13 protein-coding genes are annotated in these 12966 nt (G+C 60.4%); 9 read left to right on the forward strand and 4 right to left on the reverse strand.

The features are described 5' to 3' along the window. The first annotated feature begins 86 nt into the window (after window positions 1-86). From ACVHNU_RS19570 to ACVHNU_RS19585, 4 genes are all read left to right on the forward strand, one after another. Window positions 87-494: a hypothetical protein gene (locus tag ACVHNU_RS19570; RefSeq protein ID WP_473018124.1), complete on the forward strand. Its 408-nt coding sequence runs from the start codon at window positions 87-89 to the stop codon at window positions 492-494. A 110-nt stretch (window positions 495-604) separates the two neighbouring features. Next, window positions 605-1336: a hypothetical protein gene (locus ACVHNU_RS19575; protein ID WP_473018125.1), complete on the forward strand. Its 732-nt coding sequence runs from the start codon at window positions 605-607 to the stop codon at window positions 1334-1336. A gap of 72 nt (window positions 1337-1408) precedes the next feature. Continuing rightward, window positions 1409-3328, forward strand: coding sequence for an alkaline phosphatase D family protein (locus tag ACVHNU_RS19580; RefSeq protein WP_473018126.1), 1920 nt, complete (start codon window positions 1409-1411; stop codon window positions 3326-3328). Window positions 3329-3359: 31 nt separating this feature from the next. Continuing rightward, entirely contained in the window at window positions 3360-3743 is a 384-nt protein-coding gene (locus tag ACVHNU_RS19585; protein ID WP_045122032.1) for a hypothetical protein, read from the forward strand. Window positions 3744-3980: 237 nt separating this feature from the next. On the opposite strand, the gene ACVHNU_RS19590 is transcribed toward ACVHNU_RS19585, so the two are convergent. Beyond that, a complete protein-coding gene (locus tag ACVHNU_RS19590; RefSeq protein ID WP_473018128.1) occupies window positions 3981-5153 on the reverse strand; it encodes an acetylornithine/succinylornithine family transaminase in 1173 nt (390 codons plus the stop codon). A gap of 102 nt (window positions 5154-5255) precedes the next feature. Here ACVHNU_RS19590 and ACVHNU_RS19595 point away from each other — a divergent pair, with 102 nt between their 5' ends. Then, complete coding sequence (locus tag ACVHNU_RS19595) at window positions 5256-6161, forward strand: LysR family transcriptional regulator (RefSeq protein ID WP_045122621.1); 906 nt, start codon at window positions 5256-5258, stop codon at window positions 6159-6161. A 55-nt stretch (window positions 6162-6216) separates the two neighbouring features. Further along, on the forward strand, window positions 6217-6630 hold the full coding sequence (locus tag ACVHNU_RS19600; protein ID WP_473018130.1) for a GNAT family N-acetyltransferase: 414 nt from the start codon (window positions 6217-6219) through the stop codon (window positions 6628-6630). A gap of 1 nt (window position 6631) precedes the next feature. Here ACVHNU_RS19600 and msrA read toward each other — a convergent pair whose 3' ends face one another. The 3 genes from msrA to msrB are packed head-to-tail and all read right to left on the reverse strand — an operon-like array spanning window position 6632 to window position 9722. Beyond that, window positions 6632-7336: a peptide-methionine (S)-S-oxide reductase MsrA gene (gene msrA / locus ACVHNU_RS19605; RefSeq protein ID WP_473018132.1), complete on the reverse strand. Its 705-nt coding sequence runs from the start codon at window positions 7334-7336 to the stop codon at window positions 6632-6634. A 15-nt stretch (window positions 7337-7351) separates the two neighbouring features. Then, window positions 7352-9160: a cytochrome c biogenesis protein DipZ gene (locus ACVHNU_RS19610; RefSeq protein ID WP_473018134.1), complete on the reverse strand. Its 1809-nt coding sequence runs from the start codon at window positions 9158-9160 to the stop codon at window positions 7352-7354. A gap of 43 nt (window positions 9161-9203) precedes the next feature. Next, complete coding sequence (msrB, locus tag ACVHNU_RS19615; RefSeq protein WP_473018135.1) at window positions 9204-9722, reverse strand: peptide-methionine (R)-S-oxide reductase MsrB; 519 nt, start codon at window positions 9720-9722, stop codon at window positions 9204-9206. Window positions 9723-9873: 151 nt separating this feature from the next. Here msrB and ACVHNU_RS19620 point away from each other — a divergent pair, with 151 nt between their 5' ends. The 3 genes from ACVHNU_RS19620 (at window position 9874) to ACVHNU_RS19630 (ending at window position 12925) form a co-directional block, all read left to right on the forward strand. After that, on the forward strand, window positions 9874-10584 hold the full coding sequence (locus ACVHNU_RS19620; protein ID WP_400509709.1) for a response regulator transcription factor: 711 nt from the start codon (window positions 9874-9876) through the stop codon (window positions 10582-10584). After that, entirely contained in the window at window positions 10581-12101 is a 1521-nt protein-coding gene (locus ACVHNU_RS19625; RefSeq protein WP_473018136.1) for a sensor histidine kinase, read from the forward strand. The genes ACVHNU_RS19620 and ACVHNU_RS19625 overlap by 4 nt, the downstream gene beginning before the upstream one ends. Window positions 12102-12220: 119 nt before the next feature. Beyond that, the gene (locus ACVHNU_RS19630) at window positions 12221-12925 is read left to right on the forward strand and encodes a hypothetical protein (RefSeq protein ID WP_400509707.1); all 705 of its coding nucleotides are present in this window, start codon (window positions 12221-12223) and stop codon (window positions 12923-12925) included. Window positions 12926-12966: the final 41 nt, after the last annotated feature.

The following is a 12966-nucleotide window of genomic DNA, read 5'->3' on the forward strand; positions in this document are numbered from 1 at the left end:
GCGTAGTCCATTACAGGAATCGAGAAAGTGGCGCGACGCTACTATTTTGCTATCGTGCCGTCCACTGTCGGCAAGGTGCCGAGCGTTTGTACCGCGACTGGTTGCGAAGGGTGGATACGATGGATGTTGTGTTTTTCTTTATCGCCTGTATAGGCATGTGGGTCTGGGTCGTCAGGCAGCGTGGGGCTTGGAACCTGCTACTCGCCAATGTGTTGGGCGCTGCCAGCGGCATGATTGTTGGGCTGGTGGTTTCGCAGCTTTGTATCGGTCTGTTCGGCTCTAGCCGGCCACCGGTCCCGGGGGTCATGGGATCGATTCTGGAAATGCTCGCAACCGCTGCGGCGCTGAGCGGTGTATGGATGCTGGTGGCCCGCCGCTCGCAAGTCGAACACCCTGTCGCGCGTCAGCTACTGGCCGGCCTTTGCGGCGTAGTGGCCGGCATAACGGCGATCATGTTTTTTGCCCAGATCAATCCGCCCAATCTCGGCATGTAAATGTCTTCGTGGCGTCAGACCTCTATTTTGATATCTTGCCGTCCATCTTCAGCACTCACCGCCAGTGAGTGCTGTTTTGCAGGCTATTGAAGGTTTAAGGAAAGGATCGAATGGAGTTTCTGAGTTTTCTGGCATTTGTCGCCGCCTGGGGTTTCATGTGGCGCTGGGTGGTGAAAAACCGCGGCAGCTGGAATCTGTTTTACGGCAACATCGTTGGCGCGGCGGGCGGTTTTATCGTCGGCATGGTGGTGCTGTCGATCTTGCTGTCGATATTCCCGTCGGCGCATAAATCCGCAAAAGCGCCAATCGAAGACGTGATCACACAGAGCGATGTGACCACCAGTCTGTTGCCCGAAGCCGAGTCGGATTCGACGTCCGCGGTGCTGGAAAACGCGCCGGGCTTTGCCGCGATCGAGCCGGATAACCAACCTTCTCCGCCGGATTCCGCACTGCTGCCGAATTACGCCAGCCGGGCACCGAAATCGATATCGGAAAAAACCGTCCTGGATCAGAGCGACGCGCAGGGCCGTAAAGCGCTCACCGCGCTGCGCGACAAGCTTGGGCAAAATGCCGACAGCGATGAATCGATGCTCGCGTATGTCATGTGCGGCACGCTGGTCACCAGCACGCTGCGCTTCCCGGCGTCGGCGCGCTTCGCCGACAGCTCTGCCATTGTCACCAAGCGCTTCAAGGATCAGGTCTACACCCTCAGCAACAAGGTCACCGCGCGCAACATGAACGGCGATGACGTCACTTATAGCTTCGACTGCTCGGTGCAGGAGCAACCCGCGTCCGCCGAATGGCGACTGCTGAATCTGAAGTTGCAGAAGGTCGGTTCTTAAGCCTCGTTTAAGGGTTCAAGGCGCCGGCTGCGCTATCATCGCCAGCCTGTGCGCCTTGAGCTTTGCCCCCGAATGTCCCCGATACCTGCTGACCTGAATCCGCTGCCTCCCGTTTTGGCCGGCCCGCTGCTGCGCCGGCTGGAACCAACGCGAGTGGTGCTGTGGCTGGTCGGTACGAGTCAACTGTCGCTGACCTTACGCCTACAGGGTGTAGGAGACATTCCTCTCAATGCCGGGAAATGCACAGTCATCCCCGTAGGCCGTCACGCGTTCGTCCATTTGATCGACGTTGTGCTCGACAGCACACTGCCCTGCGACACGCGTATCGACTACGACCTGCTGATCGACGGCCAGACGCCCATCGCCGCATGGGCGCCGCATCTGCTGTACGGCAATGCCCACTGCCCGAACCTTGTCGTGCGCTCGCGGATCGATCAGTTGCTGCACGGTTCCTGCCGCAAGCCCCATCACCCGGCGGCAGACGGTTTGCTGTGCATCGATCAACTGTTGGCTGCCGAAACCGATCCGCAACAACGTCCAGCCCTGCTGATGATGAGCGGCGACCAGATCTACGCCGACGATGTGGCCGGGCCGATGCTGCGGGCAATTCACGCCTTGATCGAACGCCTCGGCCTGTTCGACGAACACCTCGAAGGCGCGGTGGTCAGCGACAGCGCCAAGCTTTACAAGCACCCGGCCAGTTACTACCACCGCGCGGATTTGTTACCGGCGCTGGAGAGCAACGAGACCTTGCGCGAGCGATTTTTCGGCGGCGCGCGTAAGCCGATTTTCACCAGCAGTAGCGCCGACAATCACTTGGTGACGTTCGCCGAAGTGGTGGCTATGTACTTGCTGGTGTGGTCGCCGGTTGCCTGGACCCTGATCACCCCGCAAGCGCCGGTAATGACCCCGGAACGGCTCAAGCGCTACACCCTCGAACAGACTCGCATCGATGGATTTAAGGCCGGCCTGAACAACGTCGCCCGAGCCTTGGCGCACCTGCCGAGCCTGATGATTTTCGACGACCACGACATCACCGATGACTGGAATCTTTCCGCGCAGTGGGAGGAAACCGCCTACGGCCACCCGTTCTCCAAACGCATCATCGGCAACGCCTTGATCGCGTACATGTTGTGCCAAGGCTGGGGCAATAATCCGGACGCGTTCAAGGATGTGCTGGAGAACACTCGCCGCCTGAGCGCCAGTGGTGACGATCAATATCTCGACAGCCCGGTGCAGGACGCGCTGATCGATGATTTGCTGCGCTTTCAGCACTGGCATTTCGTGCTGCCGACCAGTCCGGCACTGGTGGTGCTCGACACCCGCACCCGGCGCTGGCGCAGCGAGATGGCACTCAAGCAACCCTCCGGTTTACTGGACTGGGAAGCGCTGAGCGAACTGCAACAGGAGCTGCTCGATCATCCGTCAGCAATCATTGTCTCCCCCGCCCCGATCTTCGGCGTGAAGCTGATCGAAACCGTGCAGAAGGTTTTCAGCTGGTGCGGCTATCCGCTGCTGGTCGACGCGGAAAACTGGATGGCTCATCGCGGTGCGGCGCAGGTGATCCTGAACATTTTCCGACACACCCGCACCCCCGGAAACTACGTGGTGCTGTCCGGCGACGTGCATTATTCCTTCGTCTACGAAGTGCTTATCCGACATCGCAAGGCCGGGCCACGGATCTGGCAGATCACCAGCAGCGGGATCAAGAACGAGTTCCCGAAAACCCTTCTGGAATGGTTCGACCGCCTCAACCGCTGGCTCTACTCGCCGCGCTCGCCGTTGAACTGGTTTACCAAACGCCGACGCATGCGCATCGTGCCCTATATCCCGGAACATGCCGAAGCGGGTGAGCGGCTGTGGAATTCAGCGGGGATCGGGCAGGTGTTTTTCAATGCGCAGGGGCAGCCGAGCGAGATCATTCAGCACAATTCGAACGGGGCGATGAAGACGCGGATGCTGGCGCCGGAGTTGGGGGATTATCCTGATTGATATGGCCTCCATTGCCCACAGTGAGATTGCAATGACGATACCTTCGCGATTACTTATCACCCGCGACAGCGTACATGCCGGCGATGATTGCGAGGCTCCCCATGCGCGCTGGATCAACCTGCAAGAGATTGAAACCCTGGAGGCTGCCCTGCGCCTACTACTCCACAATGGTTATCTGCCAAGCATTGCTGGTGGATGTGCGACATGGATCGTACGCGGGCCTCAGGCCCTTGCTGTAATTGCCCAGCAATGGCAGGAGCCTCGTTTTCTGGTCAATGCCCAGTCGACACTGGTCAATTTGGAAGAGTTGAGGTTTGTATATTGGTGCCAGGTAGATCCGGAGCTTGTTTTCGACTGTCTGCTAACAGGCGCCGAACTTCCTGACAAATACAGCGGATTTAAGACGTCAAAGTAGTCGGAAGGGGACTACAGTTTTTAAGGAAACATCTCTGGAATCGCTGATTCATACTCTGCTTCCCTTACACAGGAAGCAGAGCCATGCGAAAAAGAAAGCCAGACCCTTTAGAAATCGATACAACGACTTACCTTTTAAGCTCCCCGGCCAATGCTAGAAGGCTGCTGAGATCTATCGCAGAAATGCACAATGGAATTCGTGCAAATACGGACGCCTCTTCGTTCAATTTCGTGCCTCTCAGTCAGTTGAGACCGCCAGCCCCACACCTCTGACAATCATCTCCACCTCCCGCTCATCAATCGTCAGTGGCGGCAGCAGCCGTATCGTCTTGCCGCGTGTAACGTTGATCAGCAATCCATGATCCCGCGCAGCAATCAGCGTCAGATCGCGGATCGGCTGTTTCAGTTCGATGCCGATCATCAAGCCCTGCCCACGAATCGCCAGCACGTTGGGGTTGTCTGCCAGTTCGGCACGTAGACGAGCCAGCAAGCGCTCCCCCTGTACCCGAACATTTTCCAGCAAGCCTTGTTCTTCGATGATATCCAGCACCGTGCAGCCGACCCGGCAGGCCAGCGGATTACCGCCGAACGTGCTGCCATGGCTGCCGGGGGTGAACAGATCCGCCGCCCTGCCCCGCGCCAGGCAGGCGCCGATCGGCACGCCGTTGCCAAGGCCTTTGGCCAGGGTCATGACGTCCGGCACGATGCCTTCATGCTGGAACGCAAACCATTGGCCGGTGCGACCGATGCCGGTCTGGATTTCGTCGAGCATCAGCAGCCAGGCGTGACGATTGCACAGTTCGCGCAGGGCTTTGAGGTAGCCGGGCGGCGCCAGTTGCACACCGCTTTCGCCCTGGATCGGCTCGACCAGGATCGCCACGATGCGCTCGCCGTGCTTTTGCTGCACTTGATCCAGCGCGGCAAGATCACCAAAGGGCACTTTGACGAAATCCCCCGGCAAATCATTGAAACCCAGACGCACCGCCGGCCCATCGCTGGCCGACAAGGTGCCCAACGTGCGCCCATGAAAAGCATTGGCCATGACCACCACCAGTGGCTGTTCGATGCCTTTGCTCCAGCCGTACAAACGCGCCAGCTTCAGTGCAGTCTCGTTGGCTTCGGCGCCGGAGTTGTTGAAAAACGCCCGCTCCATTCCTGACAACTGCGTGAGTTTCTGCGCCAGCTGTTGCTGCCAGTCGATGCTGTACAGGTTGGAGGTGTGCAGCAACAGTCCGGCCTGCTCGCTGATAGCAGCGACAATCCGTGGGTGCGAGTGCCCGACATTGGTCACCGCGACTCCGGCGACAGCATCCAGATATTCTCGACCGGCCTGATCCCACAGGCGCGTGCCCAGGCCTCTGATAAAGCTCAGGGCCAGCGGTTGGTAGGTGTTCATCAGGGCGGCGGTCATGACTTCAAACTCCAGTGAAGGTCGGTGTGTTTGCAGTATGGTTAGCCACCAGAACTGGATAAACTCGGCAAAACTTCAATCATTTAAAAGCAGGACTTGATAATGGACCTGTTGCAGGCAATGAGCGTGTACGTGAAGGTCGTGGAAGCCGGGAGCATGACGGCGGCCGCGTTGCAGTGCGAAATGTCCACGACCATGGTCGGAAATCACCTGCGCGCACTGGAGCAAAGGCTCGGCGTGCAGTTGCTGCAGCGCACCACCCGCCGTCAGCGACTGACCGAATTCGGTAGCGTTTACTACCAGCGTTGTCTGGATGTATTGGGCCTGGTGGCCGACTCCGAACGCCTCGCCGAACAGGCCCTCGACGAGCCGCGCGGCTTGCTGCGTATCACCGCGCCACTGACTTTTGGCGTCGAACGTCTGGCCCCGGCGCTCAGCGAGTTTTCCCTGCAATACCCGCAATTGAAAATGGATGTGGTGCTGACCAACCGCCGTCCGGACCTGCTGGAAAGTGGCCTCGACGTAGCGTTTCGGCTGGGGCATTTCGAGCAGTCGAACCTGATCGCCCGGCCGCTGATCGACTACACCCTGACCGTATGCGCCTCCCCGGCGTACGTCGCGCGACGCGGCATGCCGATCACCCCGGAAGACCTGCAGCAACACGACTGCCTGTCGTTCGCCTACCCTGCCGGCGATGACTGGCAATCGGTGGAAAAACGCTGGCGCCTCAGCGGCCCGGACGGCGAGATTCTGGTCGACGTCAGCGGCCCGATGCTGATGAACACCTCTGCCGGCCTGCATCAGGCGGCGCGCACCGGCATGGGCATTGTGATGCTGCCGGATGCGCTGGTGGAACAGGATCTGCGCGACGGCAAACTGGTGACGGTGATCCCGGATTACCAGCCACCGAGCCGCCCATTGCACCTGCTGTACGCGCCGGATCGTTATCGTTTGCCGAAGCTGCGGCGCTTCGTCGAATTCGCGATGAAAACCTGGGGCAGATCCTGATTTGGGCTGCGATTGACTATGCTCCGGTGATTGCCGACAAGGATGCTGCCATTCGATGAAAACCAACCTCACCGTACGCGATCTGTTGCCTGCCGAAGTGGAGCCAGTTCGCCTGTTTCTAGGGCAACATGGCTGGGGACACCGAACGGGTTCCAACGACTACTTCGCCCAACTCATCGAAAACTCGCAATGCACTGCGGTCGCGCTGAGCGGCGAGCAGATCATCGGTTTCGCCCGAGGCCTCACCGATGGTTTGTCCAACGGCTATCTGTCGATGGTGGTGGTTGATGTTCAGCATCGGCGCGCCGGCGTCGGGCGCGCACTGGTCGAGCATGTCATGGGTGACAACCCCGAGATCACTTGGGTCCTGCGCGCCGGGCGTGACGGGGCTGAGGCGTTTTTTGCCAACCTGGGTTTTGAAACATCGACGATTGCGATGGAACGACCAAGGCTCAAGAAACACACCTGAATCAACTTCCGCTTTTCACCAACACCGGCTTATCCTGATAACGCTGCGCAAACAACTGCTTCAACTGCGCCACCTTCGGCATGTCGTTGATCACGATGTACGGATAGCTCGGGTGTTCGGTCAGGAAATCCTGGTGATAGTCCTCCGCCGGGTAGAAGCCGTTGTAGGTTTCCAATTTCGTGACGATCGGTTTGCTGTAGGCATGCGCCGCGTCGAGTTGGGCGATGTAGGCCTGGGCCACCCGTTGTTGATCGGCATTGACCGGGAATAGCGCCGAGCGATATTGCGTGCCGCTGTCGGGGCCTTGGCGGTTGAGTTCGGTCGGGTTGTGGGCCACCGAGAAGTAGATCTGCAGCAGGCTGCCGTAGCTGACTTGCGTCGGGTCGAAGGTAACTTGCACGGACTCGGCGTGACCGGTGTCGCCTTCGCTGACCCGCTCGTATTGCGCCGTGTTCGCTGCGCCGCCGGCATAACCGGAGACGGCTTTCTGCACACCTTTGACGTGCTGGAAAACCCCTTGCACGCCCCAGAAACAACCACCGGCGAACACCGCGGTTTCACTGTGCGCCTGATTGGTTTCGTCGAGGGCTGGTGGCGGTATGACCACCGCGTCTTCGGCGCCGAAAGAGAACGCCGAGCATTGGCCGATCACGCCGGCCATGGCGACGCCGAGCAACACCCGTCGCCAGTTGTTTTGAGCTTTCATGTTGCGCACTCCCGATCAGCCGAAGGTGAAGGCGTAAGCCGATACGCCCGGGTCAAGAAATTCGATGGTGAAGGTGCGATCCTTCACCTCGTCGGTTTGCCGCACCAATTGGTACAAGCGCTGTTCGGTCACGCGACCGCTGCCATCCGCGGCGACATCCACACCGTGGGCATCGCCCGGCGCCTGACCGTCAATCGACACTTTGAAGCGCACCGGTTTGCCATCGGCGTTCGGCCCCAGGACCAGATGCAGGTCGCGGGCGTGGAAGCGATAAACGATGCGACTGGCCGGCGCACTGGCGGTGGCGCGCTCGGCGCCGACAGCCCACTGGCCGCCAAGGCTCCAGTCATTCAAAGTCAGGTCGGCCGGTGGGTTATAGGTCGCGACCTTGTCAGGCACCAGGCTGGTTTGCGGTACGAAATGTTCCGCACGCTGGTAGCCGACGTAGGTTTCCGGCGACAGCACCTGATTCATGTCCGGGGCCATCTGCACGCCTTGGGCGTCAGCGTTGATCAGGCCATCAGCCACGGTTTTCGCCCCGGCCTCACGCAGCAACTGCTGGATGACCCGCTCCGATTCGGCGTAGTCGCCTTCGCCAAAATGGTGGTATCGAATCCGTCCCTGAGCATCGGCAAAATAATGCGCCGGCCAGTATTCGTTGTTGAAGGCGCGCCAGATCTTGTAGTCGTTATCGATCGCCACCGGGTAGTTGATACCCAGCTCCTTCATGGCTTTGGTGACGTTGCCGACATCGCGCTCGAAGGCGAACTCCGGCGCATGCACACCGATTACCACCAGCCCCTGATCGCGATACTTCTCGGCCCAGGCTTTGACGTATGGCAGGGTGCGCAGGCAGTTGATGCAGGAGTAGGTCCAGAAATCCACCAGCACCACTTTGCCCTTCAGTGCCTGTGCGTCCAGCGGTGGCGAATTGAGCCATTGCACGGCGCCAGTGAGCGGTGGCAACTGGCCTTCGACAGGCAATGTTCCGGGCGCGTTGTCAGCGATTTTCATCATCGCGCCTGTGGCTTTCATGCTGCCGTTCGCCGCGTCATCCACAACGGGAATCTGCGCCATCATCGTGCCGCTGCCCGCAGGTGATTTGCCGGAGAGTTTGCCCACCAGCGCTTGTTCGATTCCGCCCGTGGATGCGGTCGACAACCGCGCCAACAGCCCGGTATCGAGGCCCAGCGCAATCGCCGCGACACCCGCCAGCATCGCCGCTCCCAACCCACGACGGATCCACTCCCCCGTACCGATCGAGCGCTTCATCAACGCAAAGACCTTACCGCCCAGCAGCAGCGCCGCCGCCAGTGAAGTCGCGGCGCCCGCCGCGTAGGCGAGCAACAACAGCGTGGTGGCGATGCTTGCCCCTTGCAGCGCGGCGCCGGTCAGAATCAAGCCGAGAATAGGCCCGGCGCACGGCGCCCAGAGCAACCCCGTGGCAACGCCGATCAGAAACGAGGCGCCGGGACGCGGACGATTGTCCTGGCCCGCGGCTTCGGACAGCCGACTGCCGGCCGAGACCAGCGGTCGCGTCAGGCGCTCGGCGAGACGCGGCAGCAGCAGCGTCAGCCCGAACAGTGCTACGAACAGCAACGCGAGCCAGCGCCCGTACTGATTGACTTGCACCACCCAACCGCCGCCCACCGCCGCCAGCGTGGCGACGAGGGCGAAGGTCAGCGCCATCCCGGCCAATAGCGGCAAGCCACTCTTGATAAACGGCTGCCCGGTGCGAGCGAAGACAAAAGGCAGAACAGGCAGGATGCACGGACTGACGATCGTCAGCACACCGCCCAGATAAGCGAGAACCAAGAGCCACATGGTGTCGTCCTGTAGAAAGTGAAGATCGAAAAAGGGCCATGGCTCATGCCGCCACGGGTTTGAACGTCATCGCCAGGCCGTTCATGCAATAGCGCAGGCCGGTGGGTTTCGGGCCGTCATCGAAGACATGCCCCAAGTGTCCGCCGCAGCGCCGACAGTGCACTTCATTGCGCGACATGCCGAAGGAGCGGTCCTGACGCGTGGCCACCGCGTGCTCCAGCGGTGCCCAGAAACTCGGCCAGCCGGTGCGGCTGTCGAACTTGGTCGCCGATGAAAACAGCGCCTGGTCACAGCCCGCGCAGTCGAATGTGCCGTTGCGATGTTCGTTGTTGAGGGGGCTGGTGTAGGCCCGCTCGGTGCCTTCTTCGCGCAGGATGGCGTACTGCTCATCCGAGAGCAGCGAGTGCCATTCACTGTCGCTGTGGCTCACCTCGAAAACCTCATCGGCACGGGCTTGCTCGATCAGTGCGCTGCCCGAGGAAAATTTTGGCAATACACCCGCCACCAGGGCTGCAACCCCCAGCCCGCCGCTCGCTACGAGAATCTGTCGCCGTGAAAACATGGCCGTCTCCAAAAATTCCAGGTGCCTGTCATGGAACACAGCCTAGGCTTGAGTTGATCGCCAAATCCTCACGGGAAGTTAACGAATTCGTGATAACTCGCCCCGAGGAAAACCCGCACAATGCGCTCACTGCGCCGAAGGATTGAGCTTGATGGAACCGACCAGACGCATCCTCGTGGTCGAGGATGACCAACACATCGCCGATTTGATTTGCCTGCATTTGCGCGATGAACATTACGACGTCGTGCACTGCGCCGACGGCGACGAAGGCATGCGCCTGTTGCAACAGGGGCAATGGGATGCGCTGATCCTCGACCTGATGTTGCCGGGGGTCGACGGCCTGGAAATCTGCCGCCGCGCCCGGGCGATGGCACGCTATACGCCGATCATCATCACCAGCGCACGCTCCAGCGAATTGCACCGCATCCTCGGTCTGGAACTGGGTGCCGACGACTACCTCGCCAAACCGTTTTCAATGCTGGAACTGGTGGCCCGGGTCAAAGCCTTGCTGCGCCGGGTCGACGCCATGGCGCGCAACCTGAAAATGGACGCCGGCAGCCTCAATCTCGATGGTCTGAGCATCGACCCGATCACCCGCGATGTCGCCCTCTATGGCGCGCGCCTGGACCTCACCCCGCGCGAGTTCGACTTGCTGTATTTCTTCGCCCGCCAACCGGGCAAGGTGTTCTCGCGCATGGACCTGCTCAATGCGGTGTGGGGTTACAGCCACGAAGGCTACGAGCACACGGTCAATACGCACATCAATCGCTTGCGGGCGAAAATCGAAAGCGATCCGGCGCAACCGACACGCATCCTCACCGTGTGGGGCCGTGGCTATAAATTCGGCACGGAACAACCATGAAACTGACCCTGTCGCAGCGCCTGTCCGTCGTATTCGCCGTGTTGCTGCTGGTGTGCTGCGGCACCTCGGCATGGCTGCAGGTGCGCTCCAGCAAGATGCACGAGCTGGAAGTGGTGCAAGGCCTGTCGCGGGACCTGGCCCAGCACATCGCCCATGACACGGTGCTGATGGACAGCAATGGCTTGATGCCCGGCGCCGTGCGCGAACTGTTCAGCCAGTTGATGCTGGTCAACCCGAGTGTCGAGGTGTACCTGCTCGACACGGATGGGCGGATCGTCGGCAATGCCGCACCCGAGGGTCGGATGCGACGGGAAAAAGTCGACCTCGTACCGATCAAGCGCCTGCTCGACGATCAACCGCTGCCGATCCTCGGCGATGACCCGCGCAGCGTCGACGGCCGCAAGGTGTTCAGTGCCGCGCCACTGAAGGTCAATGGCAAGCCTGCGGGCTATCTGTACGTGGTGTTGCTCAGTGAAGAACATGATCGTTTCGCCGAACGCGGCGCGACCAGTGCTGCGCTCAATACCGCGTTGCTATCAATCGGGCTGGTGGCGCTGTTGTGCCTGATTGCCGGCCTCACGGCATTCAACCTGATTACCCGGCCATTGCGCCGGTTGACTGAAACTGTCAGCCGCTTCGACATCGACGGTACGCCGCAATCTGCGCCCGTCATGCCAGCCGCTGTGGATAAAACCGCTGACCCGGATGAAATCGCTGTGCTCGACGCTGCCTTCCGGCAAATGCAAAACCGCCTAGGGGAACAGTGGCGCTCGTTGACCCGCCAGGATCAGGAGCGCCGTGAACTGGTGGCGAATATCTCCCACGACCTGCGCACACCGCTGGCCTCGCTGCACGGCTATCTGGAAACCCTGTCACTCAAGGACGCCACGCTCTCTGCCGAGGAGCGGCGCCGCTATCTGGGCATCGCCCTTGATCAAAGCCGCAAGGTCGGCGGGTTGGCGCAATCGCTGCTGGAGCTGGTGCGTCTGGAACACGGCTTTGTGCAACCGGTGCTGGAACGCTTCTCCCTGATCGATCTGCTGCAGGACATCTTCCAGAAATTCGAACTGGCCGCCGAAGCCCGCCACGTCGAACTCAAGGCCAGCTTCGGGCCAAACCTGCCGACGGTCTGCGCCGACCTTGGCTTGATCGAACGAGTGCTCACCAACCTGGTGGACAACGCCTTGCGCCATACGCCGCCGGGCGGCGAAATCGAGCTGGATCTGAAACCTCAGGGCGTATTGGTCGAAGTCACGGTTAGCGACACCGGCCCCGGCATCGCCCCCGAGTTGCGCGAAGGTCTGTTCCTGCGTCCGTTCAATATTGGTGGTGCGCGACGCGACGGAGGACTGGGGCTGCGCATCGTCCACCGCATCCTGCAACTGCAAGGGCGAGACATTCAGTTGGTCGATGTCGCTGGGCGTGGCGCAACTTTCCGCTTCACGCTGCCGACCGACCGGCAAACCGCGGAACAGTGGATGGTGCGCTCGATGAACCTGAACACGCCGGACAAATAATCCGCACCACCGGACTGTTGTTCCGTGACAACGCCGCCCCGCTCCCCTAAATTAACCGGCCTGAAAAAGACCCCGTGCTTTCTCGTCTCAACTCAAGTTAAAAAAGTAGTGAAATTTCAATGTCCGATTTCAACACCGCTGAATCCGTAGTCACCGAATCGTCCAAAGCGGAATACGAAAACTCCATCAATCTTTCACAACACCTTCCACAAGCCAAGATCATCAGCGAGATGGTGCTGGATGCTTTCCAGTCGACCCGCGAAAGCGACCAGATCCGCGAGCTGCGCGCCGCGATCCGTCAGGCGCACGACAGCTTCGATGACGACAAGGCCTACGAGCTGATGGGCGAACTCAAGCGCCTCAAGGACGCCGAGGCCGCCGACATCGCCGCCCTCGAAGACCTGAGCAGCAAGTTCTCGATCGGCCGCATCCTGTCCTGCTTCAAGGACGATCCGGCATTCCAGGAAATCGTCTACGGCCTCGCGCTCAAAGTGCTGAACCAGACCCATCAGGCGATCAGCAACCCGAGCGGCAGCAAGAGCAAAGCCGCCCGCGCCAAGAAAGAAGTCGAAATCTTCACCATCAGCAAGGACGGCAGCAGCGTGACCCTGCCGCTGCGCACGCCGCGCTCGCGTATGAACGTTGACCGTGAAGCGCTGGAGTTCCTCGGTTTCACCTTCGTCGGTGAAGGCGAAGAAGCCGAGTTGGAGGGCGAGACCTTCGTCGACAACGCCGGCACCGAACACGCGATCAACCGCAAGAACATCATCACCGCCCTGCAACAGCAGACCGCGTTCGATGGCTACAGCATCGCTGCACAGTAAACCCGTCGCCGACAAAAAAGCCCCGCTCTGAGATTCAGGCG

Source organism: Pseudomonas sp. Ors-4-3C (assembly GCF_055755035.1).

Coding starts and splice junctions, on each gene's coding strand:
- ACVHNU_RS19575 (WP_473018125.1), top strand. CDS start 605: ATGGAGTTTCTGAGTTTTCTGGCATTTGTCGCCGCCTGGGGTTTCATG.
- ACVHNU_RS19630 (WP_400509707.1), top strand. CDS start 12,221: ATGTCCGATTTCAACACCGCTGAATCCGTAGTCACCGAATCGTCCAAA.
- ACVHNU_RS19625 (WP_473018136.1), top strand. CDS start 10,581: ATGAAACTGACCCTGTCGCAGCGCCTGTCCGTCGTATTCGCCGTGTTG.
- ACVHNU_RS19595 (WP_045122621.1), top strand. CDS start 5,256: ATGGACCTGTTGCAGGCAATGAGCGTGTACGTGAAGGTCGTGGAAGCC.
- ACVHNU_RS19610 (WP_473018134.1), bottom strand. CDS start 9,160: ATGTGGCTCTTGGTTCTCGCTTATCTGGGCGGTGTGCTGACGATCGTC.
- ACVHNU_RS19580 (WP_473018126.1), top strand. CDS start 1,409: ATGTCCCCGATACCTGCTGACCTGAATCCGCTGCCTCCCGTTTTGGCC.
- ACVHNU_RS19600 (WP_473018130.1), top strand. CDS start 6,217: ATGAAAACCAACCTCACCGTACGCGATCTGTTGCCTGCCGAAGTGGAG.
- ACVHNU_RS19590 (WP_473018128.1), bottom strand. CDS start 5,153: ATGACCGCCGCCCTGATGAACACCTACCAACCGCTGGCCCTGAGCTTT.
- msrA (WP_473018132.1), bottom strand. CDS start 7,336: ATGAAAGCTCAAAACAACTGGCGACGGGTGTTGCTCGGCGTCGCCATG.
- ACVHNU_RS19620 (WP_400509709.1), top strand. CDS start 9,874: ATGGAACCGACCAGACGCATCCTCGTGGTCGAGGATGACCAACACATC.
- ACVHNU_RS19585 (WP_045122032.1), top strand. CDS start 3,360: ATGACGATACCTTCGCGATTACTTATCACCCGCGACAGCGTACATGCC.
- msrB (WP_473018135.1), bottom strand. CDS start 9,722: ATGTTTTCACGGCGACAGATTCTCGTAGCGAGCGGCGGGCTGGGGGTT.